The sequence below is a fragment of the Paenibacillus sp. FSL L8-0158 genome (genome assembly GCF_038592965.1).
Taxonomy (GTDB): Bacteria; Bacillota; Bacilli; order Paenibacillales; family Paenibacillaceae; genus Paenibacillus; species Paenibacillus polymyxa_D.
In genome coordinates, this window is the sequence record NZ_CP151949.1 from 5,138,744 (window position 1) to 5,155,000 (window position 16,257).

12 protein-coding genes and 2 rRNA genes (1 of these 14 running past the window's edge) are annotated in these 16,257 nt (G+C 46.4%); all 14 read right to left on the reverse strand.

What is annotated here, in order from left to right:
- Positions 1-140: 140 nt before the first annotated feature.
- Complete coding sequence (gltX, locus tag NSQ68_RS22830) at positions 141-1,601, reverse strand: glutamate--tRNA ligase (protein ID WP_307354358.1); 1,461 nt, start codon at positions 1,599-1,601, stop codon at positions 141-143.
- A 39-nt stretch (positions 1,602-1,640) separates the two neighbouring features.
- Positions 1,641-2,117, reverse strand: a complete 477-nt coding sequence (gene ispF, locus NSQ68_RS22835) for a 2-C-methyl-D-erythritol 2,4-cyclodiphosphate synthase (RefSeq protein WP_307354359.1) — start codon at positions 2,115-2,117, stop codon at positions 1,641-1,643.
- The gene (gene ispD, locus NSQ68_RS22840) at positions 2,114-2,812 is read right to left on the reverse strand and encodes a 2-C-methyl-D-erythritol 4-phosphate cytidylyltransferase (RefSeq protein WP_342427244.1); all 699 of its coding nucleotides are present in this window, start codon (positions 2,810-2,812) and stop codon (positions 2,114-2,116) included. Before ispD ends, ispF begins: the two co-directional genes overlap by 4 nt.
- A 70-nt stretch (positions 2,813-2,882) precedes the next feature.
- Complete coding sequence (locus NSQ68_RS22845) at positions 2,883-3,968, reverse strand: PIN/TRAM domain-containing protein (protein WP_342427245.1); 1,086 nt, start codon at positions 3,966-3,968, stop codon at positions 2,883-2,885.
- Between the two features lie 193 nt (positions 3,969-4,161).
- Positions 4,162-4,908 carry a CDP-diacylglycerol--serine O-phosphatidyltransferase gene (gene pssA, locus NSQ68_RS22850; RefSeq protein WP_342427246.1) on the reverse strand — a complete coding sequence of 249 codons (747 nt, stop codon included), beginning with the start codon at positions 4,906-4,908 and terminating at the stop codon, positions 4,162-4,164.
- Positions 4,909-4,962: 54 nt separating this feature from the next.
- Complete coding sequence (gene disA / locus NSQ68_RS22855) at positions 4,963-6,039, reverse strand: DNA integrity scanning diadenylate cyclase DisA (RefSeq protein WP_013312183.1); 1,077 nt, start codon at positions 6,037-6,039, stop codon at positions 4,963-4,965.
- Between the two features lie 12 nt (positions 6,040-6,051).
- Positions 6,052-7,425: a DNA repair protein RadA gene (gene radA / locus NSQ68_RS22860; protein WP_013312184.1), complete on the reverse strand. Its 1,374-nt coding sequence runs from the start codon at positions 7,423-7,425 to the stop codon at positions 6,052-6,054.
- Between the two features lie 240 nt (positions 7,426-7,665).
- Positions 7,666-10,110: an ATP-dependent protease ATP-binding subunit ClpC gene (gene clpC / locus NSQ68_RS22865; RefSeq protein ID WP_023990572.1), complete on the reverse strand. Its 2,445-nt coding sequence runs from the start codon at positions 10,108-10,110 to the stop codon at positions 7,666-7,668.
- 44 nt (positions 10,111-10,154) lie between these two features.
- Positions 10,155-11,219: a protein arginine kinase gene (locus NSQ68_RS22870; RefSeq protein ID WP_307354363.1), complete on the reverse strand. Its 1,065-nt coding sequence runs from the start codon at positions 11,217-11,219 to the stop codon at positions 10,155-10,157.
- Between the two features lie 28 nt (positions 11,220-11,247).
- The gene (locus tag NSQ68_RS22875; protein ID WP_342427247.1) at positions 11,248-11,772 is read right to left on the reverse strand and encodes a UvrB/UvrC motif-containing protein; all 525 of its coding nucleotides are present in this window, start codon (positions 11,770-11,772) and stop codon (positions 11,248-11,250) included.
- Between the two features lie 70 nt (positions 11,773-11,842).
- Complete coding sequence (locus tag NSQ68_RS22880; protein WP_013312188.1) at positions 11,843-12,307, reverse strand: CtsR family transcriptional regulator; 465 nt, start codon at positions 12,305-12,307, stop codon at positions 11,843-11,845.
- Positions 12,308-12,845: 538 nt separating this feature from the next.
- On the reverse strand, positions 12,846-14,033 hold the full coding sequence (locus NSQ68_RS22885) for a GNAT family N-acetyltransferase (protein WP_342427248.1): 1,188 nt from the start codon (positions 14,031-14,033) through the stop codon (positions 12,846-12,848).
- A gap of 164 nt (positions 14,034-14,197) precedes the next feature.
- Positions 14,198-14,314 (reverse strand): 5S ribosomal RNA (gene rrf / locus NSQ68_RS22890).
- A gap of 153 nt (positions 14,315-14,467) precedes the next feature.
- Positions 14,468-16,257: ribosomal RNA gene (locus tag NSQ68_RS22895) — 23S ribosomal RNA — on the reverse strand; it runs 1,135 nt beyond the window's last position.

Below are 16,257 nucleotides of genomic sequence, written 5' to 3' on the forward strand. Positions count from 1 at the left end.
CCTGGGGTTTCCCCTCGACCGTCCTCTCTGGCAGATGCCCTTATGCAGTGTACTTCTCCTGTTCGCAGCCTTTACACGTAAATATCAATCCGTATCAATGGAGTCATTATAGCGAAAAGACAACAAATTGACAAGAAATATCAGCCTTTAATTTGTGCCTTGAGACGATCCAGTACCTTGTCACGTCCAAGCAAAAAGATAGTTTCATTCAGATCCCGTCCATGCGTTTGGCCTGTAAGAGCCACACGAATCGGCATGAATAATTGTTTTCCCTTAAAACCGGTTTCCTTTTGAACTTCTTTGATCAGCTTAGCCATTTGTGGAGCTGTAAATTCCTCACTCGTTTCAACTTTACCTGCAAAAGCTCTAAGTACCTCAGGAACCTGCTCTTCGGCCAATACAGCTGCTGCTTCAGCATCCAGTACCAGATGTGAACGGAAAAACAACTCAGACAACGTTACAATATCGGACGCAGATGTCATCTGTTCCTGGTATAAGCGAACAAGGGCCTTAGCCCAATCCAGTTGTTCCGCAGACAGTTCAGTCGGCAACAACCCCGCTGTCTGGAGATGTGGAATCGCCATGCTGGCAATTCGCTCAGGATCAGCCTTTTTAATATAGTGATTGTTCAGGTAAGCAAGCTTATTTGTATCAAACACAGCTGGACTTTTGGACAAACGATTAGGATCAAAAATCGAAATCAGTTGTTCCCGATCATAGATCTCTTCTTCGCCTTCCGGGGACCAACCCAGCAGTGCAATGAAGTTGAATATAGCTTCTGGCAAATAGCCCAACTTGTCATACTGCTCCATGAACTGAATAATGGATTCGTTACGTTTACTGAGCTTTTTGTGATCCTCGCCTACAATCAGCGTCATATGACCGAAGCGTGGCGGCTCCCAGCCGAGAGCTTCAAAGATCATCAACTGCCGCGGTGTATTAGAAACATGGTCTTCGCCCCGTAATACATGCGATATTTTCATCAAATAATCGTCAACCGCTACAGCGAAGTTATATGTCGGAATACCGTCCTTTTTGACGATTACAAAATCGCCGCTTTCCTTGGAATTGAACGTAATTTGACCTTTTACGATATCGTCAAACGTATATTCACGATCTTCCGGTACACGAAAACGAATACTTGGTACACGGCCCTCTGCTTCAAATGCCTGGCACTGTTCTTCTGTTAGATCACGATGTTTTCCAGAATAGCGTGGTGTCTCCCCACGTTCCGTCTGCTCTTCACGCTCGCGCTCCAGCTCTTCTTCAGTGCAGTAACAGCGGTAAGCCAAACCACGATCCAGCAAATCCTGCCAGTATGTTTTATATATGTCTAAGCGTTCAGTCTGACGGTAAGGTCCAAACTCGCCCCCCACGTCTACGCTCTCATCCCAGTCCATACCCAACCATTTCAAATATTTAAGTTGGCTCTCTTCTCCGCCCTCAATATTGCGTTTCACATCTGTGTCTTCGATACGAATAATAAATTTTCCACCTTGATTGCGGGCAAACAAATAATTAAATAATGCCGTTCTGGCATTTCCAATGTGCAGATGCCCTGTAGGGCTTGGTGCATAGCGTACACGAACTTCCGTGCTCATATAATCCCCTCCAAATTGAATTACTCAAGATGATAGCATTTACTTGATAAGACAGACAACCGATTGAGCCGCAATTCCTTCACCCCGTCCGGGAAACCCGAGTTGCTCTGTCGTGGTCGCCTTGACGTTCACCTGGGATAGGTCCTCTGCTTCCAGCGCCCGAGCGATGACTTCATTCATCTGCGGAATATACGATGCCATTTTGGGTTTTTGTGCGATAATCGTAGAATCAATATTCCCCAAGCGATATCCTCGCTCTTTAGCTAGCCCCCACACATGCTCCAGTAGCTTAAGACTGTCGGCATCCTTAAATTCTGGGTCGTTATCCGGAAAATGCTTCCCGATGTCTCCCAATCCAAGCGCTCCCAGGATAGCATCGCTAATGGCATGCAGCAGCACGTCTGCATCGGAATGGCCCAACAAACCTTTTTCATACGGAATATTCACACCTCCGATGATACATGGCCTTCCTTCCACCAGCTGGTGGACGTCAAATCCTTGTCCCACTCTGATCATTTGATATCCTCTCCCTCTGTTTTTACCCATAGCGCCGCCATATCCAAATCCTCAGGCGTAGTAATTTTGATGTTCTTGTAGCTGCCGTGAACGACAGTAACCGGAATGCCTAGCCGCTCCACCAGCATAGAATCATCTGTCCCCAAAAATCCTGCCTGCTCCGCTTCCTCATAGGCTCGCAGCAGATCGGAAAGACGAAAAGTCTGTGGCGTTTGAATACTCCACAGACTTCGGCGATCCGGCGTTGCTGTAATGATACCATCCCCGTTCACTTGCTTGACCGTATCCTTTACAGGTACTGCCGCTACAGAAGCACCAGTACGCTGGGCTGCTTCAAGGCATGAACGTACAAGCTCAGGTTGAATGAGTGGACGCACACCATCATGCACCATCACCCAATCCGCTTGCAAGTGGCGCAGACCGCGATAAACCGAATGCTGGCGTTCACTGCCACCAGCCACCACCCGTACATTTTTACCGATTTTGAATTGATGAATCCAATCTCGGCAGCGTTCCACATCTCCTGTCCCAGTCACCATCACCATTTCATCCACTTCGGGCATAGCTGCGAATATTTCAAGTGTATGTATGAAGATGGGCTTGTCCCGCAAAAGCAGAAATTGCTTGCTCTCCTGCGTCCCCATACGGGAGCCGCGCCCTGCTGCCACAATGACAACTCCTACCCGATTGTTCATTCAAATAACTCCTGCCCTGATCGCACTTGGACGATCCGTATGATAACACATCTACTTCATCATACCGCGTTTATTGAGCTTTTTCCAATAATTTCGGTTTGGCAAAGATCATACGTCCGGCCGAGGTCTGAAGTACACTCGTGACCAGTACCTCCATCAGAGAGCCAATATAGTCACGTCCGCCTTCCACAACAATCATCGTACCATCATCCAGATAGGCTACACCCTGCCCATGCTCCTTGCCGTCTTTAATAATCTGCACCATAATTTCCTCGCCGGGCAGTACAACAGGCTTCACTGCATTCGCCAAATCGTTAATGTTCAGCACTGATACACCTTGCAGTTCGCAAACTTTATTCAGGTTAAAATCGTTAGTTACAACTTTACCCTGCAATACCTTTGCCAGCTTGACCAACTTACTGTCGACCTCTGAAATTTCCTCAAAATCACCTTCGTAAATGAGCACATTCACATCCAGCTCTTTTTGGATTTTATTCAAAATATCCAGACCTCGCCGTCCACGATTACGCTTAAGTAAATCTGATGAATCTGCAATATGCTGAAGCTCCTCCAGCACAAATTCAGGAATCACAATCGTTCCTTCAATAAAACCTGTCTTGCAGATATCCGCAATACGCCCATCTATAATGACGCTGGTGTCCAATATTTTATGTTCCTCCAGCTTGCGTTCTTCTGCACCCGTTCCCCGACCAAAAAAACCAGAACTCCAAAAGGATGACAGCTCGTCTCGCTTTTCTAGCCCAACCATCAATCCCACATATCCACATATCACGGTAACAGCCGTCTGGATAAGTTGACCCGGGGCCCCCAACCATGAAAAAAGCGGGTAAACTGCTAAGGAAAGTATCAATCCCACCGCTAAACCAATCACACCTGCCATCATCTCGTTCATCGGAATTCGTACCAAGCCTTCAATGCCCTGCTGCAACCGATTCGCCACGGATGCCCCTGCGAATGAGCAACCTGCCATAAATAGTACTGCTCCCGCCATCATCCAAACAAACATTCCCGGCAAAGACCCATCACTCAACCATTGTGGCATCCACGATACAATGCCTCCTACCCGCTGGTATAACGTATAGCCAAACCATGCTCCGCACAATCCTGTAAAAGTTAAAATAGCCTTTCTCCACATTGAGTCTCTATACCTCCTTTTATTTTCTTTTCATATAGCCTGCTATTATTGGAAACATAGCATTTCTATTACCAGTATGATCCATTTCCCACATAACTAACCCTGTGTTTTCACTTTTTATGCATAAAAAAAAGCATTTATTTCCCCGAAATGTCTCAAGGAAATAAATGCTACTTCTTGTTCTTGCTTGATACTACCGCTGTGAATGACGATATTGATCATCCTGTTCTTCCTGACTGGAACGCTCCCGATCACGTCCACGTCTGCGTGACAGCTTACGAATGTTCAGCTTCATACCATACAATGCATACAGCACCAGCGGTACAAAAATCAGCTTCGACAGCTGGTCAGGGAATTTAACAGCTAACACCACCGCTGCAATTACGACCCATGGAGCAACCCAGATCGCTTTTTTGGGAAGGCCAACCTTCTTAAAATTTGGGTATTTCATGGAGCTGACCATCAAATAAGAGACCAGCAACATGGCAATCGACATGTATAACAATGAAATGTCGTTATGGAATAAGGACAAAGTGGCTAATACGCCACCCGCTGCCGGAATTGGCAAACCCGTAAAATAACCTGGTACACCAGGCCGTACGTTAAAGCGAGCCAAACGCAACGCTCCGCACATTGGGAAAATGGCAGTAACCGTCCAAGCGAGAGCCGAATTCGCATCTTGAAAAGCAACCATGTACATAATAACTGCGGGAGCAACACCAAAAGATATCATATCTGATAAGGAGTCCAGTTCTTTACCGAATTCGCTTTGGGCATTCAGGACCCGGGCCATTCTTCCATCCAGTCCGTCCAACAACATGGCGACAATAACCATAATAGCGGCAAGACTGTATTTTCCGTCTACAGCCAATAAAATGGCGATCATTCCGAGAAACAAGTTACCTAAGGTACACATGTTCGGAATTGATTTGGTAATCATCTCTTCACCTCAATGTATGAATTGTTCCATTATAATCCTTTCACTGTATTACATTTACATTTGCCTGTCAATGAAAACTTGTTCCTGCAAACGTTTAAGACCTTCTTTAATCGTACGCGCACGAACCTCTCCAATACCATCCACTTCATCCAGTTCTTCTATCGTTGCTGTGATGACATGTGGAAAACGTCCAAACCGCTCTACCAGATTATGAATAATCACATTCGGCAAACGCGGTATCTTGTTCAGTACCCGATAGCCGCGTGCAGCAATATATTCCTCTGATGTCGCAGCTGAAGAAGGGTAGCCTAGTAGACGTACAATATGATTCACATCCAACAATTCATCGTCCGTAGAACGTTTGAGTCCCAATATAATTTCACGAATCTTTTCGTCGCTATCGTCTTTGGCATAATCCTTATACAGCAACCATGCTTCTTCCTCAATATTGCTGACAAGCTCTTCCATCTGCATACTTATCAGACGGCCCTCATTTCCGAGCTCATTAATAAATCGTTTGATTTCCATTTTGATGCGCAGCACCATTTCGATCCGTTGGATGACATTAACGACCTCCGGCATGGTAACCAGCTCTTCAAATTCAGATGCTGTCAAATTCGTAGAGGCTTGCCCCAACACGGATCTATATTTTTCTAACGTCTGAATAGCCTGATTGGCTTTCGTTAAAATAACCCCGATTTCCTTGAGCGCATACCGTAATGTCCCCTGATACAAGGTAATAATATTACGCCGCTGGGAAATAGACACCACTAGCTTGCCAGTTTGCTTTGCAACTCGTTCTGCTGTCCGGTGCCGAATTCCTGTTTCAATCGACGAAATCGAGGAGTCAGGAATCAGTTGTGTATTAGCATATAAAATTCGTTTTAAATCCTCGCTCAATATGATTGCGCCGTCCATTTTAGCCAACTCATACAAATAGTTCGGCGAAAAATCACAATTAATGGAGAAACCGCCATCCACGACTTCCATAACTTCTGGGCTATAGCCAACGACCAGAAGAGCACCCGTTTTGGCACGCAAAACGTTTTCCAACCCGTCGCGAAAGGGAGTTCCCGGTGCCACAAGCCGCAGCAAATCGTTCATTTTATCCAGTTGGCTCGCTTCTTTCATTCTCAATGCCCCCTAATCTAATGCGGCTGCCAGTGCATCTGCCACCGTTCCTACTCCTATAATTTGTATCCCTTTCGGATGTGTCCAGCCCTTCAAGCTTTTCTCCGGCATGATCACCCGTTTGAAACCTAGTTTCTCCGCTTCCCGTACTCGCTGTTCTGCTCGGGATACCGCACGCACCTCACCTGTCAGTCCCACCTCGCCAAAAATCACATCGTACGGCTTTGTAGGAGCATCCCTAAAGCTGGAAGCAATGCTCACAGCTATAGCCAAATCCACCGCCGGTTCATCCAGCTTCACGCCTCCGGCTACGTTGAGATAAGCGTCCTGGTTTTGCAAAAACATGCCCATCCGCTTTTCTAGTACGGCTATGATTAATCCCATTCGATGATGGTCGACTCCTGTGCCCATTCGGCGTGGAGATGGAAAATGCGTAGCTGCAATCAATGCTTGCAGTTCAACCAATACGGGTCGGGTTCCTTCCATACTGGCTACAACAGTAGAACCCGCCACTCCCAGTGGCCGTTCAGACAGGAAAAGTTCAGAAGGATTTGACACCTCACGCAAACCGCTTTCAGCCATTTCAAAAATACCAATTTCATTTGTAGAACCGAAACGGTTTTTAACTGCACGCAAAAGCCGATACGTATGGTGACGCTCTCCTTCAAAATAAAGCACACAATCAACCATATGTTCCAACAAACGCGGACCTGCAATGGCCCCTTCCTTGGTCACATGCCCTACCAATACCGTAGCAATACCTAGCCCCTTGGCAATTCTCATAAAGCGTGAAGTACACTCCCGCACTTGAGCCACACTACCTGGTGCACTCGTCACCTCAGGCAAATATACAGTCTGTATCGAGTCGATGACCAAAAACTCTGGCTTCAAGCTGTCCACTGCTTCTTCAATCGTCTCCAAATTCGTCTCACATAATACGTATAGGCTAGGGGACAAGGCACCGAGTCGATCTGCACGTAGTTTCGTTTGACGGACAGATTCCTCACCAGACACGTACAGCACCTTTAAACCAGTTAAAGCTAGCTCATTAGATGTTTGCAGCATAAGCGTAGATTTACCGATTCCCGGATCACCGCCCACCAAAACGAGTGAACCCGGCACCACACCTCCACCGAGTACTCGATTCAATTCGCCAATTCCCGTCAAAATTCGTGTTTCTTTGCCACTCTCCACCTCTATAATAGGGAGTGGCTTGTCTTTTGTACTATGAGTAAGAAGGGAAGACCCCATTCCTTGAGTTTTTACAACGCTTTCCGTTTCTTCGACCATGGAATTCCATGCCTGGCATCCAGGACATTTTCCGTACCATTTAGGCGATTCATAACCACATTCCGTACAGGAAAATTTAGTTTTCACTTTAGCCATACTTTGTTCCCTGGCTCCTTATTGACGACGATGATGTCAAATTTATATTCATACAGCCCAGAAAGAGCCGTAACAATAAAAGTTTACCATTGAAGCTTGGCGGACGTAAAGCAATATCACAAACTTTCCCAAAGCATTTACCCAACCTTTTGACCGTGTTTCATACACAAAAAGGGTGCCTTCGCAATAGCTTTCCAGCCTGCGAGACACCCTTTTCTACTGTTTATTTAGTAAACTGCTTTAGGACTTGGCAGATACATTATCCTTTTTGGTTACAGTCAGTGCACCGTTCTCCTCGTCAATGAAGAGAGAGTCACCTTTAGTAATGTTGCCAGTCAACAATTCCTCGGACAGGCGATCTTCAATATGCTTCTGGATTGCACGACGCAATGGACGCGCACCATACGCTGGATCAAAGCCTTCCTTGGCAAGGAACTTTTTAGCGTTGTCTGTCAACTCGAAGTCCACCTCATACTCATTCAGGCGCTTACGCAGCTCTTCAGACATGAGTGACACAATTTCGGCAATATGTTTTTCTTCGAGAGAATGGAAAACGATAATTTCATCAATCCGGTTCAAGAACTCAGGACGGAAGCTTTTCTTCAATTCATCCATCACTTTGCCCTTCATATTATCGTAATCCGCCCCAGCGTCCACTACAGCTGTAAAACCAAGCGTGGAGTTACGTTTAATCGCCTGTGCACCAACATTAGATGTTAGGATGATGAGTGTGTTACGGAAATCGACGACACGACCTTTGGAATCTGTTAGACGACCATCTTCCAGCACTTGCAGAAGAATATTGAATACTTCTGGGTGTGCCTTTTCAATTTCATCCAGCAACACAACAGAGTATGGTTTACGACGTACCTTCTCAGTCAGTTGGCCGCCTTCCTCATATCCAACGTACCCTGGAGGCGCTCCTACCAGACGAGACGTGGAATGTTTCTCCATATATTCGGACATATCAATACGGATAACCGCATTTTCATCTCCAAACATGGATTCAGCCAAGGCGCGTGCCAACTCTGTTTTACCAACCCCAGTTGGACCGAGGAAAATAAAGGACCCAATTGGACGCTTCGGATCTTTCAGTCCGGCACGTGCCCGGCGAATCGCCCGGCTCACTGCCTTAACTGCTTCGTCCTGTCCAATTACCCGCTCATGCAGCAACTCTTCCATATTCAACAAGCGGTGTGTTTCTTCCTCTTTCAGCTTGCTGACTGGAACACCTGTCCAGATTGCAACGACCTGAGCAATATCCTCTGGTGTAACTTCAGAATCTGTACGACCCTGTTGTTCTTTCCATTGGTTTTTCGTCACGTCTAGCTCTTCACGGATTTTTTGCTCTGTATCACGCAGCGCTGCCGCTTTTTCAAACTCCTGACTTTGTACCGCTGAATCCTTTTCCTTACGGATATCTTCCAGACGGTTTTCCAGCTGTTTCAGGTTTGGCGGTACAGTGTAAGAATTCAGCCTTACTTTGGAGCCCGCTTCATCAATAAGGTCAATAGCCTTATCTGGCAGGAAGCGATCAGTGATATAACGATCTGACAATTTTACAGCCGCTTCGATAGCCTCATCTGTGATCTTTACACGGTGATGCGCTTCGTAACGGTCACGCAGGCCATACAATATTTGAATCGCCTCTTCTGGAGAAGGTTGATCCACTGTAATTGGTTGAAAACGACGCTCCAAGGCAGCATCTTTTTCAATATATTTGCGGTATTCATCCAGCGTGGTCGCACCGATGCATTGTAGCTCGCCACGTGCCAGAGCAGGTTTCAGGATGTTGGATGCATCAATTGCGCCTTCCGCTCCACCAGCACCAATCAACGTATGCAGCTCATCAATGAACAACACGATATTTCCCGCTTGGCGAATCTCGTCCATAATTTTTTTCAAACGATCCTCGAATTCACCACGATACTTGGTGCCTGCTACCACAGAGCCCATATCCAGTGTCATTACGCGCTTGTCACGCAACGTTTCGGGAATCTCATTCGCTATGATTTTTTGTGCCAATCCTTCGGCAATCGCCGTTTTACCTACCCCAGGCTCTCCGATCAGAACCGGGTTGTTCTTTGTACGGCGGCTGAGCACCTGAATTACGCGTTCAATTTCCTTGCTACGCCCAATAACAGGGTCCAAGTTGTTTTCCTTCGCAGATGCCGTCAGGTCGCGTGCCAGACTGTCAAGAGTTGGCGTGCTGACATTAGCTGGAGCACCGTGATGGCTGGAAACAGCCTCGCTGCTGCCGAGCAATTGAAGCACTTGCTGACGCGCTTTGTTCAGACTGATGCCCAGGTTATTCAGTACACGTGCTGCTACGCCTTCGCCTTCACGAATAAGACCAAGCAAAATATGCTCTGTACCTACATACGTATGGCCCAGTTTGCGGGCTTCATCCATAGACAGTTCGATGACTTTTTTGGCACGTGGAGTATAGGCAATGTTCGTCGGTTGCTCTTGACCGCGTCCAATCAGCGTTTCCACTTCATCCTGGATTTTTTCCAGTCCCAGGCCCAAACCAATTAAGGCTTTCGCTGCTATTCCTTCACCTTCACGAATGAGGCCTAGCAAAATGTGTTCTGTGCCAATGTTGTTGTGTCCCAATCGAACAGCTTCTTCCTGAGCCAAAGCAAGCACTTTCTGTGCACGTTCCGTAAATCTTCCAAACATCATATATCCTGCACCTCCACAGTGTGTATTTCAGATCATTCTATATATTAAAGGGTTGTGCCTAATTTTTGCCGGATCAGCTTCGCCCGGTACATATCGCGCTCTTCGGTATTCATTTTATCCCCAAAGCTTTTTTGCAGGAACCCGGGTTGTGTCATCACATTCAGCTCATTCATCGCTGCGGTGGAAGGACGCTCCAAAATCCCCAAATCTACGCCAAGACGTACATCGGACAGCCGCTGTGCAGCCTCCTTGGAATCCAATACTGCTGCATACGACAAAATACCGAATGAACGCATCACCCGATCTGTAATTCGCAGCATAGATTCATTCATTAGCCTTTCTCTGGCAGAACGCTCGTGCTCTATAATTTGCAGCACCACGCCATGTAGATTCTCAATAATCTCCGCTTCGGTTTGTCCCAGTGTAATCTGATTAGACACCTGAAACAAATTTCCGACCGCTTCGCTGCCTTCACCATAAATGCCACGAACTGTAAGACCTACCTGTGAAACAGCAGACAATATACGATTGATTTGATGAGTCATGACTAATGCGGGCAAATGCATCATCACCGAAGCTCTCATACCTGTGCCGACATTCGTCGGACAACTGGTTAGAAAACCTCTCCGATCATCAAATGCATAATCAACATGCGCTTCAAATGCATCATCAATAACCATAGCGCGTTCCCAAGCTTCTCTAACCTGACATCCCGGATATAAGCACTGGATACGCAGATGATCCTCTTCGTTTATCATAACACTAACCGATTCATCATCGCTAATTAAGACAGCACCGTTACGAGATTCGTTCGCCAAATTAGGACTAATCAAATGCTTCTCAACCAGCACCTGCTTGTCGATCTCATCCAACTCGGATATTTTCAACGTATGAAAAGTACCAAAACCGCCTAAATCATCATACTGAAGGATATCCGTCAAGCGTTGAAGTACTTCTTCCGACTGCTGATTGGTAGCAAGCATGGGAAAAGGCAGATGCTGCAAGTTACGCGCAATTCTCACCCGGCTGCTAATGACAATCTCCGAATCCGCAGCATCACCACGCATCCAGTCACTTAGCGGCTTCTCCGTAAACCGAATATTGGGCATTACGCATCCCTCCTACTCTTCACAAACTTTACTCTTCAGTCATTTCTTTTTCAAGCTCTCTGATTTGATCCCTAAGCTCAGCAGCTGATTCAAATTCTTCCTGTACAATATACTGTTGCATCTCTTTTTTCAAATCGTCAATTTGCCGTTTAACCTTCAGTCGGCCACCAGTGCGAACCGGAACTTTACCAACATGATTCGTACTGCCATGCACACGCTTGAACAGAGGGTCCAGACGATTATCAAAATATTGATAGCACGACGGGCATCCGAAACGTCCCAGCTTACTAAACTGTGCATAGGTCATGCCACAATCCTTGCATTGCAGGTTCTGCGGACCACTGTGGCCTGGAGACTGGCTCTTTGTACTGGAGTCAAAATCCAACATCCCCGACAACAAGCTATGAATTGAAAAGCCGTTAGGTGTTCCAGGGATCATCTCCCCTTTTTCCTTCGCACACGTCTCACAAATATGAAACTCTGTCTTTTCGCCATTCACAATTTTGGTGAAATGCAAAGTTGCCGGCCGCATATTACATTCTTGGCACAGCATAAAAGCACCTCCTTCAATGTCAGGATTTATACCTATCCCTGCATCCAAAACGTTAGTCTCTATTCACACATTATTTGGTCGCCAGCAATGAGATCAGCATAGCCTTAAGCAATCTTGCTCGCAGTTGATCACGATAGGGAAGCTTCAGTAATAATGTATCCCTCGATAAAGCAGCCTTCATTAGATTAGCTTCCCTTTTGCTTAAAAAATGGGCTTCCTCTAACTGATAAATCAGTCCTTCTGCTGCCGATTGGCTAATTTCCTCCCCGATGCTCTGATGAAGATGTGTATGGATGGCATGCTGTGCAGGTAGCTGAATTCGCTGAATACGAATGTAGCCCCCACCACCGCGTTTACTTTCCACCACATAGCCTTTTTCCAGCGTAAACCGGGTGCTAATTACATAATTAATTTGCGACGGCACGCAGGAAAAGCGGTCAGCCAGATCATTACGCTGAATCTCCACTAAACCTTGGGGACTTTCCAGCAATATACTCTTCAAATATTGTTCAATAATATCGGAAACATTGCGCATTTCATCATCCTCCACTAACGGAAACGCAAGTATTCAAGTACATTTCACGCTCCACAGAGTCCGCCGTATATTGAACTTAACCAAACGGTAAAGTCACGAATCTAAGCTGTATTGAGGCTAGTGCCTGTTCTACATCCATTGGAATTGTACCGTTTTGTCTCTAGTGTGGCCTTTATTTGCGATTAATCATACACTTCTCTTACGTTCATAAGAGTCAGCTCCTAACTATACGCAAATCATTTCAATCCTCGTTTGCTTCTTGGCTATCGAAATTACTTCATACGGCCAATCCATCAGCATAATACTTCTACAGAATCACACTAGGTTTGATTGACTTTGACTTTCTTTGACTATATTCACATTATAGCACATTATTCATTTTTGCCAAGGGGTCAATACCATTTTTCGCAATCTAATTATGTTTTATACAATACCATAAAAAAACTCTTCCCATTACAGAAAGAGCTTTGAAGATAATGATAACCACAAAAGTTATATTCTCTAAAAGATGAGCTTAGAAGATCTAAATAGACCTACATCAGAAAAAATCCAATAAGAATGTTTGTTTTACTGGTATTACGCGTTTAAGGGCAGACACATCCTCACTGCTACCTTCAATACGCCCCCATTTACACAGGTCATCAACCTGCTGGTAGCCAAGCATCAGAGTCGTTAGTGACTGAATCCCAAGTTTCAAGTCAACTACTATGGCATTTTCAGATGAAATGCTTTTGTTCACTCTCTCCAGACACCCTTGCCCTTTCGTCGTAATCGTTAATCTCCATACTCCTTCATTCCATGGAGCATACCGATCAGTCAGATTTAAGGTTAAACTTGTTTCCTCTCCAATCTGCTCAAAAGGGAATCTTTCTACAAACGCAGCTGCATCCACAATACGCCCCATAAAATAAGGCACAGTTTCCTGTTGAATTCGAGGATCATCAAGTAAAAATGGCAAATTGTCATCTACTGGAACGTAAATAAATTTACCTTGGGTTATCATTGAGTCATGATTTGCAAAATAAGTCCATAAAGCCCGACGAGCCGTCTCATTTTCATAAATCAACTCATCACAATTCAACTGTTTATCTTCAATTTTATATAGTGCATATCCTTGAGGATCGCCTGTTTCTGAGTAATATACCGCAGTTCGATAGTTCTCATTTAAAATCCGCTCTTGCCACCATTCCTTATCTCGTACCAGCGTGCCATTATAACGAGATGCATACGCTTGATACACTTGGTCCAGTTCTGAAATATCCTTGATATCGCGTTTGACTGTACCTTCTGTTTTAAGCTTTGCAGGGAATTTATCAATGGGAATGACGTATTTTTTGTACTCTGTATACGTTTCCCATCCAAATTTACGATAGAAGGCAAAGGAGAATGGATGCAAAAAAGAAAGGCTTTGTCCCGCAGACTTCATCTCTTCAAGTGCATGCGTCAATAAACGTGATACCATGCCTCCTCGACGCTTTTCTGGCCACGTTGCCACACCAGCAATGCCCCCCATATCAAAAACCTGACCGTTTATGTATACCTGAAGCGGTAACAAAGTCAGTTTAGCATTTAAGTCATGTCCATCGAATATTCCCCATGTTTGCTCTGGTTTGAATTTCTTCTTGGCTTTTTCCAGATCCTCTAGGGACATTGTAAACTGAAAAGCATATTGAGATAATTCAATAGCCGCTTCAAATTCCTCACGTTGTAATTGTCTGATCTCCATATCTTCATCACCTCGCTCGTATACTTGGACATCCATAAAAAAGATTACACACTTAGAGTGTGGCAAACCCCATTCTCTCTGTCAACCTTAGAAGCAGGTGGCCATCTAAAAACGCATAAAAAAAGGATGATAATCTCATTGAGATTATCATCCTTTTTACTTTTGCTTGGCGACGTCCTACTCTCCCAGGACCCTGCGGTCCAAGTACCATCGGCGCTGGAGGGCTTAACGGTCGTGTTCGGGATGGATACGTGTGGAACCCCTCCGCTATCGCCACCAAACATGAATTTGCTATGCAAATTCTTCCGTATGGTTATTCGGTTCATCACTTATCGTGTGAATGAATAGCCATGCGCTTGTCGTATGTCACTTGTACATACGTTCAAGGTTACACCCTGAAAACTGGATCCGAAACTCATTTGCGTTTTATTCTTTAGGATAAGCCCTCGACCGATTAGTATTGGTCAGCTCCATGCATTACTGCACTTCCACCCCCAACCTATCTACCTCGTCGTCTTCAAGGGGTCTTACATACTGGGAAATCTCATCTTGAGGGGGGCTTCACGCTTAGATGCTTTCAGCGCTTATCCCTTCCGTACATAGCTACCCAGCGGTGCTCCTGGCGGAACAACTGGTACACCAGCGGTACGTCCATCCCGGTCCTCTCGTACTAAGGACAGCTCCTCTCAAATTTCCTACGCCCACGACAGATAGGGACCGAACTGTCTCACGACGTTCTGAACCCAGCTCGCGTACCGCTTTAATGGGCGAACAGCCCAACCCTTGGGACCTACTTCAGCCCCAGGATGCGATGAGCCGACATCGAGGTGCCAAACCTCCCCGTCGATGTGGACTCTTGGGGGAGATAAGCCTGTTATCCCCAGGGTAGCTTTTATCCGTTGAGCGATGGCCCTTCCATGCGGTACCACCGGATCACTAAGCCCGACTTTCGTCCCTGCTCGACTTGTAGGTCTCGCAGTCAAGCTCCCTTCTGCCTTTGCACTCTTCGAATGATTTCCAACCATTCTGAGGGAACCTTGGGGCGCCTCCGTTACTCTTTAGGAGGCGACCGCCCCAGTCAAACTGCCCACCTGACACTGTCCTCGTACCGGATTACGGTACCAAGTTAGAACCTAGATACGATCAGGGTGGTATCCCAAGGATGCCTCCCCTCAAGCTGGCGCTCAAGGCTCAACGGCTCCCACCTATCCTGTACAGATCGTACCCAAATTCAATATCAAGCTGCAGTAAAGCTCCATGGGGTCTTTCCGTCTTGTCGCGGGTAACCTGCATCTTCACAGGTATTAAAATTTCACCGGATCTCTCGTTGAGACAGCGCCCAAGTCGTTACGCCATTCGTGCGGGTCAGAATTTACCTGACAAGGAATTTCGCTACCTTAGGACCGTTATAGTTACGGCCGCCGTTTACTGGGGCTTCGGTTCATAGCTTCGCCCGAAGGCTTACCACTCCCCTTAACCTTCCAGCACCGGGCAGGCGTCAGCCCGTATACTTCGCCTTGCGGCTTCGCACAGACCTGTGTTTTTGCTAAACAGTCGCTTGGGCCTTTTCACTGCGGCCCCCTCGGGCTATTCACCCTACCGAGGCACCCCTTCTCCCGAAGTTACGGGGTCATTTTGCCGAGTTCCTTAACGAGAGTTCTTCCGCGCGCCTTAGAATTCTCTTCTCGCCTACCTGTGTCGGTTTGCGGTACGGGCACCTTCTCCTGGCTAGAGGCTTTTCTTGGCAGTCTGAGATCATGACCTTCGCTACTACAATTTTCGCTCCCCATCACAGCCCAGCCTTACGATGTGCGGATTTGCCTACACACCAGCCTCACTGCTTAGACGGACATCCATCAGTCCGCGTCACTACCCTACTGCGTCACCCCATCGCTCATAACGGATTACGGTGGTACAGGAATTTCGACCTGTTGTCCTTCGACTACGCCTATCGGCCTCGCCTTAGGTCCCGACTTACCCTGAGCGGACGAACCTTCCTCAGGAACCCTTAGGCTTTCGGCGGATCTGATTCTCACAGATCTTTTCGTTACTCATACCGGCATTCTCACTTGAATGCAGTCCAGCGCTCCTTACGGTACACCTTCAACCCGCATTCAACGCTCCCCTACCCCTGATGCAAGCATCAAGCCATAGCTTCGGTGGTGTGTTTAGCCCCGTTACATTTTCGGCGCAGAGTCACTCGACCAGTGAGCTATTACGCACT